The 24,531-nt window shown below is 40.4% G+C and carries 21 protein-coding genes and 1 pseudogene; 13 read left to right on the top strand and 9 right to left on the bottom strand.

Translation table 11 applies throughout. The features are described from left to right. Positions 1-91: 91 nt before the first annotated feature. From AC25CA_RS14295 to AC25CA_RS14280, 4 genes are read right to left on the bottom strand one after another with little or no spacing between them, the layout of a single operon-like run. On the bottom strand, positions 92-1,114 hold the full coding sequence (locus AC25CA_RS14295) for a mannose-1-phosphate guanylyltransferase (protein WP_486814508.1): 1,023 nt from the start codon (positions 1,112-1,114) through the stop codon (positions 92-94). A gap of 30 nt (positions 1,115-1,144) precedes the next feature. Beyond that, positions 1,145-2,281 carry a glycosyltransferase gene (locus tag AC25CA_RS14290; protein WP_486814507.1) on the bottom strand — a complete coding sequence of 379 codons (1,137 nt, stop codon included), beginning with the start codon at positions 2,279-2,281 and terminating at the stop codon, positions 1,145-1,147. 4 nt (positions 2,282-2,285) lie between these two features. After that, positions 2,286-3,404, bottom strand: coding sequence for a glycosyltransferase (locus AC25CA_RS14285; RefSeq protein ID WP_486814506.1), 1,119 nt, complete (start codon positions 3,402-3,404; stop codon positions 2,286-2,288). Beyond that, positions 3,388-4,530, bottom strand: coding sequence for a glycosyltransferase family 4 protein (locus tag AC25CA_RS14280; RefSeq protein WP_486814505.1), 1,143 nt, complete (start codon positions 4,528-4,530; stop codon positions 3,388-3,390). The genes AC25CA_RS14285 and AC25CA_RS14280 overlap by 17 nt, the downstream gene beginning before the upstream one ends. Positions 4,531-4,769: 239 nt before the next feature. On the opposite strand from AC25CA_RS14280, the gene galE reads away from it, so the two are divergent. The 7 genes and pseudogenes from galE (at position 4,770) to AC25CA_RS14245 (ending at position 11,444) form a co-directional block, all read left to right on the top strand. Further along, a complete protein-coding gene (galE, locus tag AC25CA_RS14275; RefSeq protein ID WP_486814504.1) occupies positions 4,770-5,765 on the top strand; it encodes a UDP-glucose 4-epimerase GalE in 996 nt (331 codons plus the stop codon). Between the two features lie 137 nt (positions 5,766-5,902). Then, positions 5,903-6,547 (top strand): hypothetical protein, encoded by a 645-nt coding sequence (locus tag AC25CA_RS14270; RefSeq protein ID WP_486814503.1) that lies wholly within the window; start codon positions 5,903-5,905, stop codon positions 6,545-6,547. A gap of 160 nt (positions 6,548-6,707) precedes the next feature. Further along, positions 6,708-7,982: a DUF2254 domain-containing protein gene (locus AC25CA_RS14265; protein ID WP_486814502.1), complete on the top strand. Its 1,275-nt coding sequence runs from the start codon at positions 6,708-6,710 to the stop codon at positions 7,980-7,982. Positions 7,983-8,131: 149 nt separating this feature from the next. Further along, complete coding sequence (locus AC25CA_RS14260) at positions 8,132-9,553, top strand: MBL fold metallo-hydrolase (RefSeq protein ID WP_486814501.1); 1,422 nt, start codon at positions 8,132-8,134, stop codon at positions 9,551-9,553. Between the two features lie 164 nt (positions 9,554-9,717). After that, positions 9,718-9,862: pseudogene (locus AC25CA_RS14255) on the top strand (YkvA family protein); the annotation flags it as partial. 318 nt (positions 9,863-10,180) lie between these two features. Then, positions 10,181-11,176 (top strand): hypothetical protein, encoded by a 996-nt coding sequence (locus AC25CA_RS14250; protein ID WP_486814500.1) that lies wholly within the window; start codon positions 10,181-10,183, stop codon positions 11,174-11,176. Positions 11,177-11,186: 10 nt separating this feature from the next. Continuing rightward, entirely contained in the window at positions 11,187-11,444 is a 258-nt protein-coding gene (locus AC25CA_RS14245; protein WP_486814499.1) for a hypothetical protein, read from the top strand. A gap of 188 nt (positions 11,445-11,632) precedes the next feature. Here AC25CA_RS14245 and AC25CA_RS14240 read toward each other — a convergent pair whose 3' ends face one another. From AC25CA_RS14240 to AC25CA_RS14220, 5 genes are all read right to left on the bottom strand, one after another. Then, positions 11,633-12,502 carry an alpha/beta fold hydrolase gene (locus AC25CA_RS14240; protein WP_486814498.1) on the bottom strand — a complete coding sequence of 290 codons (870 nt, stop codon included), beginning with the start codon at positions 12,500-12,502 and terminating at the stop codon, positions 11,633-11,635. Positions 12,503-12,511: 9 nt separating this feature from the next. Further along, on the bottom strand, positions 12,512-12,970 hold the full coding sequence (locus AC25CA_RS14235; RefSeq protein WP_486814497.1) for a helix-turn-helix domain-containing protein: 459 nt from the start codon (positions 12,968-12,970) through the stop codon (positions 12,512-12,514). A gap of 163 nt (positions 12,971-13,133) precedes the next feature. Then, positions 13,134-14,501: an MATE family efflux transporter gene (locus AC25CA_RS14230; RefSeq protein ID WP_486814496.1), complete on the bottom strand. Its 1,368-nt coding sequence runs from the start codon at positions 14,499-14,501 to the stop codon at positions 13,134-13,136. A gap of 76 nt (positions 14,502-14,577) precedes the next feature. Then, positions 14,578-15,390, bottom strand: coding sequence for a MerR family transcriptional regulator (locus tag AC25CA_RS14225; RefSeq protein ID WP_486814495.1), 813 nt, complete (start codon positions 15,388-15,390; stop codon positions 14,578-14,580). A gap of 8 nt (positions 15,391-15,398) precedes the next feature. After that, the gene (locus AC25CA_RS14220; protein WP_486814494.1) at positions 15,399-16,628 is read right to left on the bottom strand and encodes a hypothetical protein; all 1,230 of its coding nucleotides are present in this window, start codon (positions 16,626-16,628) and stop codon (positions 15,399-15,401) included. Between the two features lie 347 nt (positions 16,629-16,975). On the opposite strand from AC25CA_RS14220, the gene AC25CA_RS14215 reads away from it, so the two are divergent. The 6 genes from AC25CA_RS14215 to AC25CA_RS14190 all read left to right on the top strand — a co-directional run bounded on the left by AC25CA_RS14215 (position 16,976) and on the right by AC25CA_RS14190 (position 24,417). Continuing rightward, positions 16,976-18,850 (top strand): polysaccharide biosynthesis protein, encoded by a 1,875-nt coding sequence (locus AC25CA_RS14215; RefSeq protein WP_486814493.1) that lies wholly within the window; start codon positions 16,976-16,978, stop codon positions 18,848-18,850. A gap of 4 nt (positions 18,851-18,854) precedes the next feature. After that, positions 18,855-19,541 carry a YveK family protein gene (locus AC25CA_RS14210; protein ID WP_486814492.1) on the top strand — a complete coding sequence of 229 codons (687 nt, stop codon included), beginning with the start codon at positions 18,855-18,857 and terminating at the stop codon, positions 19,539-19,541. Beyond that, positions 19,542-20,252 carry a CpsD/CapB family tyrosine-protein kinase gene (locus tag AC25CA_RS14205; protein WP_486814491.1) on the top strand — a complete coding sequence of 237 codons (711 nt, stop codon included), beginning with the start codon at positions 19,542-19,544 and terminating at the stop codon, positions 20,250-20,252. It begins immediately after the preceding gene. Beyond that, positions 20,245-20,973 carry a tyrosine-protein phosphatase gene (locus AC25CA_RS14200; RefSeq protein ID WP_486814490.1) on the top strand — a complete coding sequence of 243 codons (729 nt, stop codon included), beginning with the start codon at positions 20,245-20,247 and terminating at the stop codon, positions 20,971-20,973. The genes AC25CA_RS14205 and AC25CA_RS14200 overlap by 8 nt, the downstream gene beginning before the upstream one ends. Positions 20,974-21,335: 362 nt before the next feature. Further along, the gene (locus tag AC25CA_RS14195) at positions 21,336-22,400 is read left to right on the top strand and encodes an S-layer homology domain-containing protein (protein ID WP_486814489.1); all 1,065 of its coding nucleotides are present in this window, start codon (positions 21,336-21,338) and stop codon (positions 22,398-22,400) included. A 1-nt stretch (position 22,401) separates the two neighbouring features. Beyond that, positions 22,402-24,417, top strand: a complete 2,016-nt coding sequence (locus tag AC25CA_RS14190) for an S-layer homology domain-containing protein (RefSeq protein WP_486814488.1) — start codon at positions 22,402-22,404, stop codon at positions 24,415-24,417. Positions 24,418-24,531: the final 114 nt, after the last annotated feature.

The following is a 24,531-nucleotide window of genomic DNA, read 5'->3' as shown; positions in this document are numbered from 1 at the left end:
ATATAGGTTTTCCTGGTATCTGCTGGTGGAGTCTATGCTTGCGCACAAAGATAAGTGACTGTCTTAGCAGGAAATTGCTAGAAGTTCTTATTTAACTTTTATTTTTCCTTATGATTTCAGCCACTTCCTTTACACGTTGGGAGTGGTTTTTTTTGCATATCAATAAGTACTCTTCATGATCAACAATGAGTAAATTGTCGATTCCGATGGTCGCGATGGTTTTATTCGACGGTGCGATGACAAGGTTATGGGTCGAGCTAAGATGGATATGACGATTTTCTGTTACGTTCTTGCTAGCGTCCTTTAGTCTCTGTTCATAGAGGGCGTCAAAACTGCCTAAGTCTGTCCATTGAATTGTAGCGGGCACAACAGCTACGCATTGGCTTTTTTCCATAATGCCTACATCAATAGAAGTTTTCTCATGGATCTTGCAGAAAGCATCATCAAGTTTATGACTATTTGCAAAGGCCTGATGAACGCTGGGAGCGAGGGTGCGGACCTCTTCTTTGAAGAGTGTGGAATTCAACAAAAAGATCCCTGCATTCCAATAATAGCCTTTTTGAATGTAGGAAAGTGCTTTTTTGGCGTTGGGCTTTTCGTGGAAAGAATTGACTTTGAAGCCATGTTCAATTGATCTTCCAGGAGAGATATATCCATATCCTGTGTGGGGATGATCGGGTTGAATGCCAAAAGTGACCAAATGGTTTTGAGCAAGTTTTTCCGATTGTCGAATCAACTGAATAAATGTGGTGTTATCTTTAATTAGATGATCGGAAGATAGGATTAAGACCGTTTCCTCATGTTTTGCGGCACAAGTATGAACACCTGCATAGATGGCAGGCAGAGTGCCTTTTGCTTCTGGCTCCAGAATGATATTTTCCAGGGGAAGGGTTTGATTGATTTCTTTTAAATCTTTTAAAATAAAGCCGCTGTATTGCATATTACTAACAATAAAGATATCTTTCATTGATACCAAGAGAAGACTACGCAAGATTGTTTCTTGAAAGAGAGAGTTTTCCTGCTCTTGAAATTTTACAAATTGTTTAGGATGATTTTCTTGGCTCAAAGGCCAAAGACGGGTTCCGCTGCCGCCGGCAAGAATGATAATCTTCATGGGAAATCCTTTCTTGAAAAATAATTGTCATTAAAGTTGCGAGAGGATCGACTTTAATTCTCTTTTGGTTCGTTCTGTAGAATAGTATTTTTCCCAGAGCAAGAGGGATCGATTTTTTGCCTCTTGAGTGGGAACACTATCTTTTCTACGTTGAATTTGAGTTAGAAAGTCTTGTGAATTATTGGCTTCTATTAATATGTTTTTACCCATCGGATCATGGATCGCTTCCCCATAGCCAATAAAGGTTTCTTTTGTAGCAATAATAACGAGTCCCGCAGCCAAGGCCTCTGCTGCCTTGGTTTTCATTCCTGCAGTGGAAGTGACGAAGGAAAGAAAGACAGAGTTAGATGGAACAATATCCTCAAAATGGTGAAAATTATAATGACATTCTAGGTTCTGATAACGATTAAGCAAAGTTTTGATTTCTATTGTTGGATTGCTGCCACCAATTATCAATTGAATCTGTGGATCGTTCTGCAAGGTTGACCAAACCTCTTTCAAAAACCATTTCAAACCATCGATATTGCTAGGGTAGTTTAAAGCGCCAATAAAGACCAAGTTCAGTTTTTTTGTATTTGCGCTCATCGACTCGTGCTGAATTGCTTTGGTGCAAATCGGAATGATGGAAAATGGAACATTGTGTTGATAAAGTTCCTTGGACCGTTGTAAGTCTTCTTCTGTCATAAAGAGAGTGTGATGGGAGTAGCGTAAGGCATCGGCTTCATCTCTTTTTGTGGATCTTTTTTCCAGGGTGGTGAAGAAAAAGCGTTTAAAGCCCTGATACTTTGATTGATATACGTTGACATAATCATATTCAATATTATGAAATTGTGTCATGACTGTGGTGGCTTTCTCAAAGCGAAAATCCTTTGCGATAAAACCCAGACGGGAGTGGCCGAGGACGATCAGATCATATTTTTCATCGAGGACGCTTTTTTTAATTTTTAGCCATTCGAGATAGAAGTAATTGGAATGCCCCAGAATCCGGCTGACAATATCCTTCCATCTTGTCTTTTTCACTCGCGTATCTTCAAGGGCAAGACGTTCGACGTGCAGGTCTAGACCTTCTTCTTGGAGTTCCAATAGGGATTCGTAAACCTTGCGGCTCTCGAGAGATCCGCCATTCATGCCATACACTTTGTTTTGATAAATATATAGAATTCTCATATGTTTACCTCGGCTGATTTTGTTTTTCATGGATTGTCTGGAAGAATTCCAGATACTCATTAGCGATTTTTCTATAGGAATAAGCGGATTCAATTTGATTGCTGATGGCATGCAAGGTGGCTTGATTCGGTGGGTCCTGCAAGTTGGCTAGCATTTTTCTCGCCAATGCCCTTTCATCGGATACAGGAGAATAATACGTGCAGAGTCCTTTGGTAACTTCTGGGGAAGCAGTGGTGTCAGCAACGATGACGGGAACCTTAAGTATCATGGCTTCGATTGCTGTCATGCCAAATCCTTCAAATGAAGAAGGGTTGACGTACAAGGCACTTTCTTCCAAGCGTTGATGTAAGTCTTTATCCGATAGAAAGCCTGTAAACTGGACGCGATTGGTTACCTTTTCCTCTGTGATACAAGTCAATAAAGGGCTTGTCATTTTATTCTTGCTGCCTACCAGGACGAGGGTATGGGGAATTTGATGTTGAATTATGGAAAAAGCCTTGATCAAGGTCTTAATATTTTTATGTGGATACTGGATGTTGATCGCGATAATTTCTTGCTTTTTTTTAGGATGATCGACTTTTGGCTTCATTGCGATGGGATTATAGATTTGTTTGAATTTATGCGTATGCTGCGGATAATGGGCTTCCAATTGAGCAAGATCAAAGTTCGAAATTGAAACGATATGGTCTCTTAGTAAAAAATCAAAATGATAAATGCATTGATATTTAAGACCTTCCAAGACTGAGTAGTTTTCACGTCTGGAAATAGGCTGAATATCATGGGGCAAAACGACCGTTGGGATTGAAAAACGCATTAGACCTGTATGGGAAACGGGAAAGAATAAAATAGAAATGCCATGCCTTTTGACGATCTTCGGCAGTCGAAAGGTTTTCACCCAATAGTCTGCGATCAGTTTTTTAGGGAATTTGCTAGCTTTAATGGTGATAATTTCTGCATCAGGAATTATCTGACGAATCGTTTCAATCATGTAGGCATAGCAGAATATGCTAATCTTTTTGCTTGCGCCTAATTCATTGAATCCTTTGAGGAGATTGAAGAGCACTTGTTCTTTGCCGCCGTCATGTTTTTTATGAAAAGAGGTGAGATCAATGCCGATTTTCATCGAGAACTCCTTTTAAGAACTTGTCGTATTCCTTTGCAATGGTTAAATAGTGATAGGATTTTGCTACTTGTTCTGCTTTTAGTGAAAGTAAATCTTTGGATTCCTTTCGTTCAAGCACCTGTATAATTTTCTTTGCCAGCTGGTGATCATCCTGTGGGGATTCATAATAGTGTGCTAGCCCCTGGGTCACTTCATAAAGACTGGTTTCTTTGGTGGTGATTACCGATGTTTTAGCCAGCATCGCTTCAATGGGTGTCATCCCGAATCCCTCATGGAGAGAAGGGGAAACGAAGAGATCTGCTTCGCGATATAGAAAATTTCTTTCTCCTTCGGAAAGGCCACTCCTTATTTTCACGCGGCTTTCTAATTGATTGGCTCTGATAAAATCTTGAATTTCTTGAGAGGCTTCGCCCCATCCACCCACCAGAATTAATTTGTGGGGAATCTGATCTTTGATTCTGTGAAAGGCTTTAATCAGTGTAATGTAGTTTTTATGAGTTCGCATGGAATTGACGCAAAGAATAAATGGCTCTTCTATGGCCATTGGCGTGATTTTGTTTGTATCAAATATGATGGAATTGTAGATGCGATGGATATGTTCCGGATTAACTTCCGGAAAGTATTTTAGGACGTCACTTTTCACAAAGTCAGAGATTGTGATCATACGGTCCGAATGATGCATCAAGGATCGATATCGTAATTTTACATAAGTCAAATATTTACGCGATAGATTCTCTGGGTAATTACAATGAAAGAGATCATGAACGGTCATTACAATAGGAATTTTTAGGTTCATATTGTTAGAAATAGCATGAAAGGGATAAAACATAAGATCTAAATTTTCTTGTCGCGTAATTTTTGAAATTTGGATCATATCACAATCATGGCTGATTAAGAAATTCTGGAATCTTCCACATCGATACATCCATTTTTTTTCTTTTAGGATAATAAAATTTGCATCCGGATAAAGTGTTTTCGCTCGGGGGTAAAAACTTTTTCTGACAATTAAATAATAAGCGTCTAACCGGTTAAGTTCTTGAAAACCGCGCAGAATGTTGGCTATATATGAGCCGATTCCAAAATCGACATGATCAATAATAAATGAAAGATTTACTCCGATTTTCATACTTTTGCTCCTATTTTGAATATGAGTAGAAATGAATAAAATGATAGGGACCGTTAAATGAATTATATCGTACACCTATGGGACATGCCATTTTTTTCGTTTTTATTTCATCTATATATTTATAAAAATAAACAATGAGCAGTCCTATTCTTTTTTATTTGATTCACAAAATGAAATTAATTTATGTTAGGATATATAAAGAAGCAAAGGTCGTTATTATAGATAGGTGGAGGCGGAAAATGAATATTTTAGTGACTGGGGGAACCGGCTATATTGGGTCCCATACCTGTGTCGAATTATTAAAAGCGGGACATTCTGTGGTGATTGCAGATAATTTATGTAACAGTAAGCGTAAAACTGTGGATCGCATCGAAGAGATTTCTGGAAAGAAAGTGACTTTTTACGAGATGGATGTTGTTGATGCTAGATTGGTTGATGGTTTGTTTGGCGATCATCGGTTTGACGGCGTGATTCATTTTGCGGGCTTGAAGGCGGTGGGAGAATCCTCCGAAAAACCCGTTGCGTATTATTATAACAATTTGGTCAGCACCATGGTGTTGATTCAGGCTTGTGTAAAGCATGGGGTGGCTCGTTTTGTATTCAGTTCTTCAGCAACGGTTTATGGAGACAACCAAGTTCCTTTTGTTGAAACTATGGAATTGTTGCCAACGACAAATCCATATGGTGAATCCAAGGCAATGAGTGAGCGAATTTTAACAGATGCCGTGGCTGCTCATCCTGAACTCGCTGTTACCTTGCTACGATATTTTAATCCTGTGGGTGCACATCCAAGTGGACTGATTGGCGAAGCGCCAAATGGGATCCCCAACAATCTAATGCCCTATGTGGCACAGGTAGCTAAGGGAAAACTAAAGAAACTTCGCGTATTTGGCAATGACTACGATACAGTGGATGGAACTGGCGTGAGGGACTATATTCATGTGATGGATTTGGCACTGGGTCATGTTGATGCCTTGAATCAGTTGACACAAGGGGTCCATATTTATAATCTGGGAACTGGGAGAGGGACATCTGTATTGGAACTGGTTCATGCTTTTGAGCAAGCCAACGGATTGAAAGTGCCTTATGAGATTGTAGATCGCCGAGCGGGGGATATTGCTTCCTGCTATGCAGACGCTTCAAAAGCGGAAGAAAAACTGGGATGGAAAGCCAGCCGTGGTATTGTTGAAATGTGCCGTGATTCCTGGAATTTCGAAAAAAACTTCAAGGAATAAGTAGACTCCGACTTTTGTCGGAGTTTTTTTATCGAAAGCGGTATTTTTAGATTTGTTTGAAAGCGATGGGGTTTAAGGGGAAACTTTGATATAATAGAAAATGTGATTTTTAATTTAAGCCAAGATGGAGATCAATCATGAATAAGTCTAAGAATTATATCCCCATTAAAATGGGTGAAAATAAGCAGAAGGATGAGCAGATGGACTATAGCCGTGAATATCGCATAGCGGTTAGTCTTTTTTGCTTTTTTGCCTTGCTTTACTTTGGTGTCCTTATTCTTGCTGTTCAATACACCCCGAGTGTGCTCTATGATTTGGGGAAATGGGCTTATCCTGCTTTAGCGACCATTTGGTTTCTAGGATTTTTGTTATTGCGTGATCCTTGGTTTAACCGCGTGATCTTTCGGTGGAAGAAACCCTATATGAAGGAATACTACCGCGTTGTTGGCAAAAAAATTAAGAAGTTGAGAAAGAATGATTGGAGTTTGGAAGAAGAAGTTGTTTTTGTTCCCAATAGCCCCAACGGCAAGATGCTTGGGATTTTGGAATCAATGATTTATATGGGTGCCTTTTTTTCAAGAAACTTATTTTTAATTGGTATTGTTGTGGGGATTCGCTCGTATTTGACGACTCATTTGCATCCCAATAAAGAGGAGTCTGAATTTTACCTGATGGGTGTTTTGGGATCATTGATCTACGCCATGGCTGGCGCTTTTCTCTTTGCCTGGCTTTCGGCGTATTGGTTTGATCTCTCTTGGTTTTCATGGATAAAATGGATGTAGGTCGTGTGTATGATCAGTCTTGCCCAAAAGGGCAGGGCTTTTTTTAATGGAAGAGCAAAACCACCTTGCAAATGGGGTATACTGGTTAAAACAGATCGGATTCGAAGAAGGAAAAAAGAGCGGGTTGATGCCCTAGAGGCGATCGATTGGAGGAAAGAAAATGATTCGAAAAAAATTAGAGAAAGTTCGCCAAAGTATTTGGCTGTACCCAGCAATCTATTCGATTTTTTCCTTGCTTGGGGCGCTTTTAGTCATTCAGATTGATTCTGGTTACTTGGTGAACTATCAAGAATCCATACCTTCTTTCTTTCTGACGAGTACGGAATTGGCAAGAACGATCCATGGGATTATCGCAGGTGCGTTTATTACCATCACGACATTTACTTTTTCCATTACTATGGTTGTATTGACCATGTATATGTCGCAGCTTTCTCCTCGGGTTGTTGAAAATTTTTTAACCCAGAAAAATACCATGCAGTCCTTCGGCGTTTTCGTTGGCGGCTTTACCTACTCCATTGTATCCTTGTTGTTTACGCGCAATACAGTTGCAGGATATACAGTCATATCAGCAAGCATTGGTGTTGTGTATATCGGAGTGGGGCTTGTGTATTTTGTGCTTTTCATCAATAATGTAGCGACTTTTATTCAAACTGGAAATGTGATTGATCGCTTGTATTACGAATCAAAGGAAAAAATAGCGACATACAAGACCTTATTGACAACACATCCGGTTGTAGCAAGACCGAGGGTGGAAGATTACGAGGGAAGCTTTTCCATTCACTGTGAGAAGAATGGGTATATCCAGCAGATTCAAGATCGCAAACTCTTTGATATGGTGGACAGAAAAAAATTGGTTGTTGTCTTTCAAAAGGTCGTTGGGCAATATGTAACGATGGGAGAGGTCTTATTTACGGTCTATTACAGTGAAAAAACAGAAGAGGTGCAGAGCATGGCCGATGGGATCCGAGGATTTGTTTCCATTGGAGATCATAAAACAGAGAAACAGGATTTTGCCTACACCATTCAAAAGATTGTGGAAGTCGCTTTGCGAGCACTTTCGCCAGGCATTAACGATCCCTTTACTGCAGTTCAATGCATCCGCAGCATTGGGGAACTGCTGGAGCTTTTAAGTGATGAAAAATACGGATATATTAAAGTGGATCATGACCCAGAGGAAGCGGGCTATGTGCTGCTTGAAGCCTATTGTTTTGAATTGATGCTGCACGATGCTTTTGATCAGATTGTCCATTATGGGGAGTCGGATATTAAGGTGATGCGCGCGGTGCTTCATGCCCTGCAGCTTCTAAAGAGACGCAGCATTGATGAAAATCATCAAGCGGTAGCTGGTTACCGAGAATACTTGCTTCGAAAGATTGAAAGCAATCACTTTGATGAGTTTGAAATTAAGACCATCAAACAGGAATATTTGAGTTGATTGTATTGCCACCATATATGGGAGCCGATGGGCTCCTTTTTTATGAGCACTACCATTCGCTTGAAAAGTTAGAAATGTGGACAAATAATAAAAAATGATTTTATTAAGCAAAAAATGGTAAAATAAAGAAAACATAATTGGAGGCATAAGTGAAAAATAAGGGCAAATTTGGGAAGAAAAAGGCGATCATTATTGCTTTTATTTTATTTGTGAGTTTGGGCGTTCGCATAGGTAACGCTGATGCTTCAGCGGCAACAGCTAGCACCAAAGCATCTGAACAAGACATGGAAGAAATTCGGACAAATGAAAATGAGCCCATAAAGCTTGAATCGACTCAAGACATTGAAACAGAAGATTCCAAGGAAGCTGGGATGGGAAACACTTCGGTTATGCAAGTTCATTTTCTGGATGTTGGACAAGCATTAAGCGTATTGGTGATGGATGGTCAAGGGAATGAGCTGCTCTATGATGCTGGCAATGAAGGGGATGCGGAGTTTATTTGTTCCTATTTGGATGAACTGGGCATCGATCGATTGGAATATGTGGTAAATAGCCACCCTCACGAAGATCATATTGGTGGCATGGATCGGGTCTTAGAGACCTTTGAAGTGGAGCAGGTATTTCTGTCAACAAAAGAATACGATTCTAAGGCCTATGAAGATGTCATGCATGCATTGGAAGAAGGTCATGTAGAGGCTATATATCCGAAAGCGGGCACAAGATATAATTTGGGAAAATTAGAAATTCAAGTATTGGGCCCATTGGGTTCAGACTATGTTAATACCAATGATTACTCTGTGATCCTAAAGATTAAAAATGCAAATCAAAGCGTATTATTGGTTGGTGATTCAGAGGCTATTTCGGAGCATGAGTTGGTGGAAGCGGGTGTCGATTTACAGGCAGATGTTTTTCAAGTGAGCCACCACGGATCTTCCACATCAAATACGATTCAGTATCTATCAAAAATAAATCCGAATTATGCGGTGATCAGTGTAGGTGCAGACAATCGATACGGACATCCTGATGCGACGATTCTAGATCGCTTGCGGAATATGGGGATTTTTACCTATGAGACAGATTTAGATGGAACGATTGTCATGACTTTGGATGAATCTCGAATTTTCGTTGAGACCTTTGAAGGTGTTGCAAGAGGTATGCTGTCTGAGGATGTTGGAGTAGATTATGACGAGAAAAACGGTAAGGAAGAACAAGAAGCTGCAGATTTGCAAGCTGTAGAACCGCAGGTTAAACGTACAGGAAGAAAAATTGGATCACCGGTTGTAATTACGGAACTCGATAAGAATGCGGAGTTTGTGGTCATTAAAAATGTTTCAAGTGAGGCTGTTGAACTTGGTGGATGGCAGTTGATCTCTGTTGCAGGCTCTCAGACCTTTGATTTTCCAGAAGGATCTATGATTGAGGCGAATCAGTTATTGAAGATCACCTCGCATAAGGCGAATGGAAGCGGAGACTTTATTATGGCGAATGTATATGTGTGGAACAATGATACATCGGACCCCGCTCAATTAATAGACGATGAGGGAGTTGAAGTCGACTTTTTTCAAGATTAGCCTAATGATCAGTATGATAAAGTCATTGAATGAAAATTGGAGAACAGAGGATGCGAATTAGAGAATGGGCGAAAAAAATTAAATTGGAGATTTCTGTTCTTGCTTATGCAAGCAAGCACAAGGATATGTCACTTGTTGCAAAGGGAGCGATTCTTTTAACACTTGCTTATGCTCTTTCACCCATCGATTTGATTCCCGATTTTATACCGGTATTGGGTTACCTTGACGATTTGATTCTTTTGCCTTTGATGATTGCAGGTTGTATTCGTTTAATCCCAGAAAATGTGATGGAAGAGTCTCGAGTTGCAGTGGAGAATCGAGAAGGAGAGCCTTTACGAAAAAGATGGGTTTATGCACTTCCGATTGTTTTATTATGGTGTTTTATTATTTGGAAAATAAGTGGAATCTTTGTATAGAAAAGCTGGCGCATTTGCGTCGGCTTTGATTGTTTTGTTAGTTGTCCGCCCACTGGAATCATCTAGACAATTGAAATGCTAAATGATGGTATGAAAGAGAGTTAACTCCTTATATGGCGAGGAAAATTTGATTGGGAGAGGGAATCTAGTGAGAGAGAGAATTTTTATGGGATATAATAGTTATAAATAGATAATTAGAAAGGAGCCGAGAATGGAAAAAATACTCAAAATTTTGAAAAGTGAATATCAGCTTGATGACGTTCAGACTCGGCTGCTTCAGTTGAATTGCGATATTATAAAGAGGCTTGGGTTTGAACGAATTCTTGAAAAAATTGAGAAGGATCAACGGAACCGCCGGGACTATATGACGGAATTGAACTTGGTTGGGCAATTGTATCGTGAACTAGGCGATAGCGTAGCTGAGTTTGAGATGGTGTATGAAGAGCCCAATCGAATGGGAGCACCAGATTTGAAAATTATTGTTGACGGGGTGCAGTACTGGATACAAATCAAGCATTTAAACGAAATGAATATGGAGCAGATCAATCGAAGAATTATTAGCGAGATTCATGAAGTATTGGCGCTAGTACCCATTGGACTGAATTACGATCTGCATCATAGTGCATATTTAGATTTTGAAGATGTAGCAAGTATTGACGAAGTCTTTAGTCGTATTGTTGAAATTACTGAGGGGCAGACGATTCGTGTAGACCTGCCGACGAATCGGCATATGACCTTTGTTTTTTATAAAACTGACCAAGAAATTTTAAAACATTTGACACCGGTTTATACCATGGGTGGCGTACGGATGACTAGCGATGAGCGGAGGGAACAATTGACGAATTCGGCTTATACAGCAATTCGTTCCATCAATTGGAGAGCCGATGAGGAGAATGTGAATTTGATTGCTGTTGAAGCCAACCACGATGTCGATCCTATTGATATTGGTAATGTGTTTTATGGAGATGAAGACAATTCAAGGGCTATTGGCATGGAGAGGGAGATTGTACGTGAAACTAATGGCTTGATGGATGAAGAAGAGTTTCAGGCAAAGTTGAGCGGTTATATCTTATTGAAAAATATACGGAATGAAGCGATTACGGAATATAAAAAATATTTGTTTTTAGCCAAGGGAAAACAGTTGAAACAATTATGCAAAGCATTTTCCTTTGACAAGGTATACAATGATCGTAGTTGGATTGAATGAGGAGAAAAGGATGAAAGAAAGTGAGCAATATCAATTTCAGGATTTGATACGAGATTTGGAGCAAGGCCGTGAGATTGAATTTCGGATTTTAGGGAAAGCCCACACGATTACGCATTTTTCTGAAGGGTGGCAGTTTTGGGAAGAAAATGAAGCTAAGGTTGGTCCCTTTGATTATGCCTCGGATTTGCTTTCTATGATTCGGGTAAATGGAGAGCGTTTGGAGAGTCATTTTCTTCAAGGCCATGTTGAATTGATGTATGTGTTGTAATGGGTAAAAGATGAAGAAGTAACGATTTATCAAGCTTAGATCATAGAGATGAATGTAAGATTTGCGAGAAGAATTTATCAACAAAGGAAGTAGATGAACTGTATTATAGAAAATTACTGCAGTTTAGCCGTGCAGATCAGAAGCAGAAAGAAGAACATATTAGGGGATTGCGTTGAAAACCGAAGTCATCAGACTCCGGTTTTTTTATTCGCTTTGCACTTGTCCAGAAAATTCAAGATGATTTCTTGTTGGTGGATTAAGACATGTCCGGCATTGGAAATAATATGAACTTCAGCGTGAGGTATGAATGTTTGAAGTCGTTCTGCGGAATCACGGGTGTGGAGGAGGGCATCTTTTTCTCCGCCAATAAAGAGAATTGGCATGGTGAATTTTTGAAGTTCTTCATCGGTCAAAGACGGAAGGGATCCAATTCTAGGGGTGAAATGATCTAGGATCAGTTTCCCGAAGGCTTTGGCTTCTCTTGGAATGTTTTCTTGTCCGTAGACGATCTGATTAAGCTTGTCGGTTCCCCATTCTCCAAGCAAGCTAAGAGGGATGGCTTTCAACACAAAAGATAGCCGTGCTGGCCTCAATCCGCTAGGAGCAAGTAAAACAAGTGCTTCAACACGATTTGTTCGATATTTTGCCAATTGCAAAGCCATCCATGCTCCCAAAGAATTACCCATTAAAGTCGCACGCATCAAATTGAAGTGCAGCATGATTTCTTCCAACCAAATTCCGTAATGATTACCTTCGTGATTGGGACGGGATTCAGAAGAGAATCCTGGTTCACCAATGATGTCGATGGCGAATACTTGATAGCGATGGCTTAGGGCTTTTACATCGCCAATCCACATGGCGGAATTGGTGGTGGCCCCGTGAAGCAAGATCAGGGCAGGCAAGTCATTTGCACCTGAAACAAGTACGGCGGTTTGGCCGTAGGTGGTTGGGACTTTAATTTGTTCATAGGGAAGGGGCCATTGTTTGAGAATTTCTTCATAAGCAGATAGGATTATGTGTTTCCCGTGGGGGGAATCATAAATGGAATTCTTTTTCATTGTTGACTCCTATTCTTCAACCATGGATCGAATGCATCCAAGCATGGATTCGATAAAGAGGATTGTTCCCCATAATAATACCCGTATTTTTTGCTGACTAGGCAAGACTTGAATATTCATAGTGGAATACCCGTAAATGGGATCCTTATTCTGCATGACAGCTGTTAGGGTATTGGTAATTCGATCAACTTCTGCCTGCGTTTCGTAGATCACTTCAACGACTGTTGAAACCTGAACCCGTGGTGTGGAAGCTTGACCTTGATCAACAGATAGAAGCGGGGTGTCTGGGATTTTTACTGTAGGCTGTTCCCCCTCCATAAAAGTGCTGAGGTCATGACCGTTAATGCGCCATTGTTTCCCCACCTTGGCAGCGGGAAGTTTTCCTTCTCGTATATAGCGTCGGACGGTTTTGACATGCATGTGTAAAAACGCTGCAACCTGATCTACCGTATAGTATGAATTGTTCATTATTTTCACTCCTTTCAAGAACATGATACACCACCAGAGGGAATAAATCAAGACTAAAAGGAATTATAGGTAACAATAAGGAGTAATGGAGAATGGTGCACGAAAGTGAAATGAAAAAATCAGACAGCCCGAGGACTGTCTGAAAAAGATATGAGACGATTGATTATGCGGTTTTCTTCGCCGAATATTGATCAATTTGCTTGAGGGTAAGCGTTGCGGTTGGCTCTCGTTTTTTTAAGAATTGAATCAAGATAAAGGCGAGCAATTCAGCCAGAGGAACGGTAAGCCAGACCCCGTTGATTCCCAAGAAGTTTGGCAGAATCAGAATTCCTAGAGTGATTCCCACAAGCCCGCGAGACAAAGCGATGAAAATCGAAGCGCGTGCATTGCCGATCGCTGTGAAGTAACTAGAAGAAATAATATTGTATCCTGTGATTAAAAAGCCGACGGAATAGAGGGCGGCTCCTTTAGCTGCCATGGCAACGATGCTCGAATTGTCCTTGATAAACAATTGAATCAAGGGTTCTGCAGAGAAATTCATCACTGCGACAAGGACGAGGCCAATGATTGCGCTGGTCCGAAGCGCCAGCTTCATAATCTCTTTGATTCGATCAAACTGTCTTTTCCCATAGTTATAGCTGATGATGGATGCGATCCCATCAGAAATGCCAAAGACCATCATAAGACCAAAGTAGGCGATATAACTGATTGTGGTATAGGCGGCGACGCCACTTTCTCCAGCAAATGCCATAAATGTTCGATTGAATAAGTAGACGGTAAGGGCTGAAGAAAGAGATACAATTCCTTCGGAAGAACCGTTATATAACATCTGCCCGATCAAGGACGGGGTCCAATGGCCTTTATAAAAGTTGACGGTGCTCCTTTTATCAAGCAAGGGTATGGCGCAAATCACAAAGGCAACCACAAAGGCGATTCCTGTTGCTAGAGCTGCGCCTTGAATACCCATTTGTAGTTCTTTTACAAATAAATAGTCCAAGCTGATATTTACAATAATACTACAAATGGAACTGATCAGATAAACTCTAGGTTTACCCAGCAAACGGTTGGTAAATCCAAATAGATACATGGTGATGATAAATGGCGCAAAGAGTGCAATATTCTTGATATAAGTAGAGACGAAATTCAGTAATAGAGGGCTTGCACCCAAGAGTTCTGCTAGCTGGCGATGAAAGGTGGTTCCAATCAAGGCAATAAATAAACCAAGGCTAACACCCAATAGGGTCGCTGTGCGAAAGATGGATTGCCCTTTTTCAACTTGCTTTGCTCCCAAGGCACGGCCCATATAACTCATGGCACCGATGGAGATGATAAAGGTGGGGCCAAATATTAGATCCATAAAGGGGCGGGCGACATTCACACTGGCTAAGGCATTTTCTCCTACAAACCGACCGACGAAAATTCCATCAATAATGGTTTGCATACTGGATATGACCATGCCTATGATCGCTGGAATGGCAAACTTAATAAATAACTTGCTGATTTTTTCTGTACCTAGTATTTTTTCTTGCATAAAAAACCTCCATGACACAGCGAAAGGCAAGATGCTGAGTCCTAGAGGTAGTATAAACCTTTTTGTAGCACAAAGGTCAAGCTTTTTTAATTGGGATTTGGATTTGGAAAATAGATTCTTCCAGTATATCCGTTACGCTTATATCAACCTGGACGATTTCAAGTGTATGTCCAATGACGGCATAGCCTTGTTTGATTAAGATTTTTGTCATGCCAGTGACTTCTTTTACAAAGTTTCGGTAGTCTCCTTTATAGAACTTGCATGCATATTGACCGGCCGGGACAGAATGAATATATTTTGGATCAGCTGAATTTTCATGATTGATAAAGATAAATGGAAAACTGTGTTCCACATTGGTTTCATTCGGGTTTCTCATAAAGCCCAAGCGGTTGTTGGCCAATAAGGGAGTCGGTTCATTCAGGGCTTTTTCCAATTCTAGAGAGGTATAATGGTACTCATCGTCTGTTGTGCAATAGGTATTCTTTCTTAAGAGAAGACGCTGATCATAGTTCTTAATTTCGATAGATTCAAAATCGGTATGATGAATAATTTGATCCAAATGGTCAATACGTGAAGCGAGGTTATCTTCAAGTTTTTGTAGAGTTTGAATGCGCTCCTGTAATTGCATTTGCACTTTTAGGAGCAAGTCGAAAGATTGTGCTAGGTTTCGATTGTTAAAGTAGTTTTTGATTTCATCCGTGCTCATACCGAGTTGTTGCAGTTCACGGATGGTGCCAAGTTTTTCATCCTGCTCAATGGAATAATATCGGTATTTAGAATTACCATCGCGTTCAATGGGATGAAAGAGGTCGATTCGGTCATAGTGGCGCAAGGTTTCTGTGGTTACATTCCTTAATTTTGCGTATTCGCCAATGGTCATTTTTTTCATAGCAGCTCCTAATCGGGATAAGTCTGATCCAGCCATGTCCAATAGGCTTCGGTCAATTCTTCTTTGGTAATGCCCAGTACGGTTTGAAGGACTTGACCCATGGTTTTATTGTTCTGTTCGTTGAATTTGGGATTCATAACATTTTCATTGTATGGTTTTTTGCCCGCTTCGTAAAATAGAGCCATCAGTTGATCGTGGCCATAGCTTTCGATGATGTATTCAGTGAGCATCTGAGAGGCGTTGTACCAATCCCATGTTTCCTCTTGCTTTTCGGCATCCCATAGGTCGACGTTTTCAAGAAAATCAACAGTGACACGAACTTGGTCCTTGGTCGCATAACCAAGAGTAATGGCGTTGCCGCCCTCTAGGGCGTAGTTTCCATATTGCAGGGCGATGCCATCGGCAATCCAGCCGGGGAGATTGTTGTTGCAGATTCTCATGGTGATATGATGAACCAGTTCATGTTGAACGGTACCGTAGTAGGGTTCAAGAACCGGATGACCCGTATAGAGTTTCAGGGATTCATTGGCTTCGCCCCAACCGGTAAAGAGCCAACCGATGGTGGGAATGGTTCGCTGTCGCAATAGTTCTCGGCTGTGAAAGAGCTTAATTTCAAAGTTGGGATCGGGTTGCTCGCTAAAGATAGAGGCTAGATTGGTATAGGCAGTATCGATGATTTTTTGAAAATCGGTCACCTTGCTTTCACCGGACATATACTTAATGGTATAGCGTTCTGTTTTTTGTTCTTCAAAATTGTATCCTGCGTCTTTCCACTCGTCTTCTTCTTGGATAAATCGCAAGGGATAGCTAATAGAAAAGTTTTGATGGTAATGATGGGTTTGCTCAACGCGTGCAATTGCGATTTCCCCTTCTTCCAAAGTTACTTCTCGTAAAATGTACTTAAGATCACGAACCCCATCCTTTGTCATTTCGGTGAACCATCGCTTTTGTTCATTCCAGTAATAAGAATCTGCAGTTGTGATGGTTGAAAGGTAGAGATCAAGATTTTTAGTTTGTACAGCTTCAATTTTTTTGTCCAGTATGGATTGAATCGAAGCGGTCGCAGTTGATTCACGTATACTTTTTGAGCTAGGGTCTTCACTGATTGGGCTAGTCATTTCTGTTTTTTCCGATGGTGTTGGATTGATTGTTTGCTCGTTGATTTTCTGTGAAGATGTGTTGCATCCTGAAAGGGCACATGCAGTCAATAGAATGATCAGGAACAATTTTTTCATCATATCCTCCTTTTTTTTTCTCACCTTTATTATATCGGAATAATTCTGGCTGAGAAAGGGTGCTAGCGTAACATTTATTGCTTGATCCTATATCGAAGAGTGAAAATTACGCCTAAAAATAGTTTGGGTTTGTTATCTGCCTGTATCTATATTGAAGATGGAAAATTTCAACAAATTAAGTCGATAGGAGATTACGTTAAAAGATTATTTAAACATCTAGATAAATATAGTGAGATAGGTTTATTTTTGTACGTTTTTTTTTAAAAGCGATATAATTCAATTGATATGGATAGGAAAATGTCATAAAATAGGAATAGTGACTTGTATAAAATTTGTAATTGAGGTGAATAATGGTTAATAAAGCAAGGCGATTATCGCGAATGATCGCATTGATGATTTGCGATTTGATTATTCTATACTTAAGCTTCTACTTATCTTTATCCTTACGATTTGGCGGTAAGGTACCTGACGAATTTCAATCGTTGGTACATGGACACGCAAGTGTCATGATTATGATTTCCTTAGGTGTATTCTATTTTGCAAGGTTATATACCAGCGTGTGGAAATATGCATCGGTGCGGGAGTTGCTAAATGTTGTTATTGGCGTTGTGATCGCCAATGGTTTAGTCGTGATGTATTATTTTTTGATGCAGGTGGAAATCTCACGAAGTGTTTTGTTGATTGCCATGATGATACAAATTTTGGGAATTGGCGGGCTCCGTTTATCCTATCGATTTTCTAGAAGAGTTTATCATCGCGGGGTTCATGTATTTCAGGAAGATAAACGAGTGATGATTTATGGCGGTGGTGATGCCGGTGAGATGGTCATGAAAGAGTATATGAACAAACCGGATATGAATGCGCGAGTGACGGTTGTGATGGATGATAATCCTTTGAAATGGGGAGATCGTATTCATAATGTGTTAGTATTCGGAGGAAAAGAGAAGGTTCAAGAAGCGGTTGAAAAATTTCATGTGGATGAAATTATTGTAGCGATTCCATCCGTTGGCAAGAAGGAAAGAACGGAAGTTTTAAAGGCGATAGAGCCTTTACGCCTTCCTGTAAAAATATTGCCGGGTGTATATGAATTGATAGATGGAAAGGCGACGGTTGGGCAACTTCGAGACGTGGAAATTGAAGATTTATTGGGTCGAGACGTTGTGCGTTTGGATACTGCCTCAATTCGAGACTTTATTACCGGAAAGCGTGTACTGGTAACTGGAGGCGGCGGATCTATTGGTTCTGAAATTTGCCGTCAGTTAGCGCGTTTTCAACCGGAAGTTTTGTATATTCTAGACATCTATGAGAATAATGCTTATGATTTGCAGCAGGAGTTAAGGCGTAAATATCCAGATTTGGAGTTTCGTGTTGAGATTGCCTCCATTCGTGATCGTGATCGGATGAAGGAGATCTTTTGGACCTATCGGCCGCAGGTTGTTTTCCATGCGGCTGCACATAAACATGTGCCCTTGATGGAAGGTTCTCCCAAAGAAGCGGTAAAGAATAATGTATTTGGTTCCTTTAATGTAATGAAAATGGCAGACAAATTCAATGTAGAACGTTTTGTACAAATCTCGACGGACAAGGCAGTGAATCCAACCAACGTGATGGGAACGACGAAGCGAATTTGCGAGATGATGATTCAAGGTATGAATCGGATCAGTCGTACCGAATTTGTTGCAGTGCGGTTTGGAAACGTATTGGGTTCTAATGGATCTGTGATTCCCTTGTTCAAGAAACAAATTGAAGAAGGTGGACCGGTAACGGTTACTCATCCTGAAATGAAACGCTATTTTATGACGATCCCTGAGGCGGCGCAATTGGTTTTACAGTCAGGTGCTATGGCTAAGGGGGGAGAAATCTTCGTGTTGGATATGGGGGAGCAGATTAAAATTATTGATTTGGCAAGGGAATTGATTCGCTTGTCAGGGTTCGAGCCAGGAGAGGAAATTCCAATTGATATCACGGGGCTACGACCTGGAGAAAAATTGTATGAGGAAATATTAATCAATAAAGATGATATGGGCTCAACACGTCATAAGAAAATATTTATTGAAAAACCAGCTGTGTTTGATATCGATAAAATTGAAGAGAGTTTGACTGATTTGGAGATCGGTATTTCTGCAATGGATAAAAAACAGTTACTTCAATGGTTACAAAATTTTGTTCCAACCTATTATCCCAATCCGGAAGGATTGGTTGAAAAAGCGGTTATAAAGGAGTAGAGATATGGAAGAAATTACGTTACAAGAACTATTTTTCATTTTGCGAAAGAGGTTGGGACTGATTGTTTTAATAACAGTGATTACAGTATCTAGTGTTGCGGCAGTGACATTTTTTCTTATAGAGCCTGAATATGGATCGACAACCACCCTGCTTTTAGGGAAACCCCAGGAGTATCAGACAGGAACACAGGGAATCGAGTATTCAGATATTCAATTAAATCAAAAATTGATATCTACCTATGCGGAGATCGCTAAGAGTCATAAAGTATTGGATCAGGTGAAAGAGAATCTAAATATGGAAGATTCCTATGGACAATTAAGTTCATATGTAAATGTATCAATGCTGCGTGATACGGAAATTATTAAGGTTTCAGTGGTACATACGAATCCGGTGATAGCCGCTACCTTGGCCAATGAAACAGCGGATGTGTTTATGACGACAGTCACTGAACTTATGCAAATTGACAATGTGCAGGTCGTAGATGAAGCGCAAGTACCTGCAAATCCAATTAAGCCCAATGTGAAAATGAACCTTGCGATTTCTTTGGTGCTTGGTCTAATGGTCGGTGTTTTTTTAGCCTTTGTATTGGAAGCGATTGATAATTCGGTTAAGACTCCTGCGGATGTTGAAAAACTGGGGCTGAAAGTGATCGGTATGATTCCAATTGATAAACATGCGGAGGGCAAGTAGATGGCAGAACATAAAATACAAAAAAATGATAGCTCACCGATGGCGGAGGCCTATCGGAAAGTACGTACGAATTTGCAATTTATGAACTTAGATAACAATTTGAAAAAGGTCCTTTTGACAAGTGTGGGTCCATCGGAAGGAAAATCTTCAGTCACGGGAAACCTTGGACTGGCTTTGTCAGAGGCGGGACATAAGGTATTGATTGTGGATTGTGATTTCCGTAAGCCTAAGCAGCATCGCTTTTTCGGTGTCTCCAATATAGTAGGAGCAATGGAAGTCTTGTTGGGTGAAGAACTTGTGCAGGATGTGATTCAAAGAACTGCGGAAGAGAATTTAGATCTATTAACGACCGGACAAAAACCGCCAAACCCCTCAGAAATATTGGGGTCAAAACGATTTGTCGAAATGATTAACGAGATCGAAGCCGATTATGACTTTATCTTGTTTGACACGCCTCCAGTTGGCATGGTTACAGATGCAGCGGTTCTGTCTCGAATGACAGATGGGGTGATCTTGGTTGTAGCGGTTGGGCAGGAGGATGTACGCGGATTGGAACGTGCTCAGATGCAACTGGAGGACATTGGCATTCAAATACTTGGGGTGATTCTCAATAAGGTGCCCATGGATGAAGGTGGCTACTATAGCTATGTGTATAATCATTACTACTATGGAGAAAGAACGAAGTCTCGAAGGAAGAAACGAAATGATTGATATTCATAGTCATTTGCTGAATCAAGTGGATGATGGCCCTCTTTCTCTGCCGGAATCTCTTGTTTTGATGCAACAAGCGTATGAAAATGGGGTGACGGATATCATTGCGACACCCCATAGCTGGGCTTTTGCAGGCGAGAAGAATATAAAATGGTTGCAAGAACGGTTTGACAACTTTCAGAAAGAGGCTCAAACGATTCCCATTCAATTGTATTTAGGCATGGAACATGCTGTTGATGATTACCGGCGGTTTGTGAGAAAAATTGACAAGGAAGGGCTCTTAACATTGGCGAATAGCCGATATGTTCTTGTGGAAGCGATGCGATTGAAGAGTGTGGATGAGGCAGAAGAGTTTGTGTATGAAATGAAACTGAGAGGATATTTTCCTATTCTTGCACATCCTGAGCGAATGAGCATGGTGAAAAAGGATACTTCGATTGTTCGCGCTTTTAGAAAAGCCGGCGGATATGCACAGGTTACCATAGAAGCGTGCGATCCAAGGGATTCTGGAATGTTTCATAAGTCAGCGATGTCTTTGTTAAAGGAGAAGCAGATTGATTTTCTTGCTACAGATATGCATGGATTGATACGAAATTGTAAAAATCTTGCATCCGTGATCAAACGGATTGAGGATTATACCGGCAAAGAATTTGTAGATGAAGTTACATTAATCAACCCGAAAAAAGTTCTTTTGGATCAAGAAATAATAAAACGCCGTTAATTAACGGCGTATACGGTAAGAATCAATAGGATTGGTAAAACAATTAAGATTTTCATAATGATCATTGATTCTTGTTCCTTCTGGGTTAGGCGATAGTTGGAATTTTGATAGTCGCTTTTATCTTTCTTAGCCAGAACTTTCTTTCTTAGAGCACTTTTAAAAATTGACATGATTAATATTTTCCTTTTCCTTACGAATTCTTACATATTATATCATGCGTTAAGAAAATGTGCAATTCAGATACAAGAGTGGTAAAAATTCCCAATTAACTCAACTTGTTTTTTAAATAAATGTATTGTTTTCGATCTTTTTTTTAATAAATAGGCGAAATAGTAATGATAATATGATTAAGGGGTGATCGGATGAAGAAGGGAATCCTTGTTGTTCTTATAATAATCGTGATGACAGGTGGAGTTAGCTTTGCAGATTCTATCGACATGTCTCAAATGGATGCAATTTTTAAGGAATTCGATGAGTTTTCATCTACGGAAAAATCAAAGTACTATGAAATGATAGAAGGTGCCATGGATTCGGATGAGAGTTTAGAGGGATTGGCAAAGAACCTTTCCTTTCTTTTGTCGGAGAGTCAGATGGAAAAATTAGAAAAGAAAGGATATTCTATTTCTGAGGTTCGTTCAAATATTCGCAAGCTGAAAACCTGGAGTCGGGATGATCGTATGACATTGGTTGACGCTTTTCGATCAAAAAATCGAGAGAAATTGAATGATTTAAACCGGGTCAATGCCAAGGGATCACTACAGGCATCAAGTGGTCTTATTGAAGAGTCGATGATTGTTTTTACAGAGGCCCAAACCATTGCCTTCCAACATGGACTTCGGTATTTGGCGATACAGACCTTGGCAGAAATTCCTGAGTTCGATGACTTGGATGACCATTGGTCGAAAAATGAAGTAATAGAATTAGCATCAATTGGGATTATAAACGGCAAACGGAAAGGTGCTTTTTATCCAGACGATTATATCTCGCGAATTGAGATTCTAGCTATCTTAACGCGGATATCCGTGTATGATGATTCAAAGCTTGCAGAAGGTGAAATTCAGTGTGATGAGTCCTTATGGTATTACAAGCCATTGAAAAGGGCGACTCGATTGGGAATGATTGATTCGGATTTGGAAGATCATTTAATGGTTTTAGCCACGCGGGAAGAGGTTGTTGCAGATATGATGAAAGCTTATGCAGCATTTGAATTTGAATCAAGTGAACCGTTGCATTTGCAGACATTTAAGGATGAAAACCAGATTAAGCCAAAAAACCGAGAGGCATTTAGACAAGCTGTAGCACTGGGATTTGTACAAGGTTGGCATGGAGAGTTGAAACCAACAGATCCAATTACTAGAGCGGAAGCTGCTGTGATGGCAAACCGTTTTTATAAAAAAATAATAGCCATGCAAGGAATAGGAGAATAAAATGAAAAAAATCAGTATTTTACTTATTGTTTTACTTATGATGTTCACAATGATTCCAACAGGGTTTGCGGATGTAACCGAGGGCTATACGGGGATCTCTGCGCTGACAGCACTCTTTATTGCTGCTGATAAAGATACCGTATTTGAGGCCTATGATACGGCATTGATATTTATCGGCAATCCAGCATCAACTTTTTATACGCAATCACCGCAAAACTTTAAAGATGCCATTGTAACTGAATTGCCAGTAGGTACTTTTAATGCACTTTATGATGGTACTGTGGCGGCACTTGAGGGGCATTCTCAGGGAAGCAAAACCGCAATCTATGAGGATTTGGCAAATGTGGTCAGTGGTCAGGCGCCAGCCTTGGTTGAAGCCATTCAAGCGATGGATTTAGATATAGACAAAGGATCCAAGGTAGGTACGGTCGGCTATTATATCTGCAAGTTAGCGCAAGAGAAGAAACTAGCGACTTATGATACCTATACCAATAAATTGGTTTTTGATTTAGGGCGCATGCCTGGCACTAGCGAAGTGACTGTGGATAGTCGGACTATGTCTTATAGTGGTGCAGGCGCTTATCAGCTAGCAGATGTTGCAGGAGCAATCTTTACAAATTTTGATGCAAATGATTATGATGATATTATGGCGGAACTTGAAGGCTATTTAAATAGTAAACTCACCATGTATATTGCTGCGGAAGCGGGAAATCTTGATAAGATGGTGAATGCGCTTAGGGCGTTTGGCTTCTTAAATGAGTATTCTACAAAACCGAGTACTGGCGGTGGTGGTGTTCCGATTTTGCCTCCTGAACCAGCACCTGAAAATCCGGGTGAATTGCCAGACGACGCTGTTGTTATAACAGTTGGAGAAACCGCCACAACTGTAGCCGTTGATCCAGCGGCAATCGAGACAGCTGTTGATCAAATACGGGACGCAGCGGATGGCAGTGTTGTAACGATTACAATACCACAAGCAGCCATACCATCACAGGTTTCAGAGCAAATTGTTGTAGCTATTCCTGAAGCAGCAATGGAGGATCTGGCAGAAGCGGGCATTGATGTTGTTCTAGATTTTGGCGGAATTGAGTTGGTGATTCCTGGAGGATTGTTTGGAACGACAGAGGGGGAATTAAATCTTCAACTAATTATTACCTCACCACCGAGTAGCCTAGAAGCATCACTTGAGGACGCTAGTGCAGGGACTTTAACAGCTACACGAGGTCTTGCTCCAAGTTTTGATATCAATGCGATTGTTGTTGAGCATGCTGGGCAAACGCGATTGACGGACCATGGTAAAAACCCATTGCATTTCGAGTATCCATTGAATAATATTTTGCCGGCATACTTCGATACCTTGGGGTTATACTATTATAATCCGACTACGGGTCTTTATGAATTTGTCAGTGGTCAAATTAAAGAGGGTAAATTGGTAGCTGAATTAACTCATTTGAGTGAATATGCGATTCTGAATGTTGTAACAAGTTTTACAGACATGACTAGTCATTGGGCAAATCGATATGTTAAATCCATGGCTGCAAAACATGTGATCAATGGAGACGGAACCGGCCGTTTTGTTCCAGAGGATTTTGTAACACGGGCCGAGTTTGTAAAGATGCTAGTCAATGTAGAAAATTTGCCATTGAATGGCGCACCTTCATTTTTTGAGGATGTGAGGGAGGATGACTGGTTTAAGCCCTATGTTGATTCAGCCTATGCTAGTGGTCTGATCTATGGGGGTACGTCGCTAACCTTCTTGCCTAATCAAGCGGCAAGCCGTTTAGAGATGATGATCATGCTAAGTTATGCGATTGATGAAGAGATTGAAGAAGATGAGGTTGAAGCAATTTTATCGGTATATACAGATGCAGATCAAATTCCGGTCTTGCATCGAGCTGATCTTGCCAAGGTGATTAAGGCTGGATTAATTGAGGGATATAATGGCGTGCTTTCATTGAATGAGGGATTAAAACGTTCGGAAGCGGCGACGGTTATGTATCGATTATTTAAGCGATAGGGAAAAAGCGATCCATTTTGGATCGCTTTTTGTTTACAAAAAAACAAATGGAATAAACATTTATTAGTTTATAAAAGGTTAATACTTGATGAAAATGGAAATATACTGAATGAT

Source organism: Gottschalkiaceae bacterium SANA, from assembly GCA_036323355.1.
In the GTDB taxonomy this organism is placed as follows: Bacteria; Bacillota; Clostridia; order Tissierellales; family GPF-1; genus GPF-1.
Note: the sequence above shows the minus strand (reverse complement) of the source record. Positions and strands in the feature narration are given on the sequence as shown.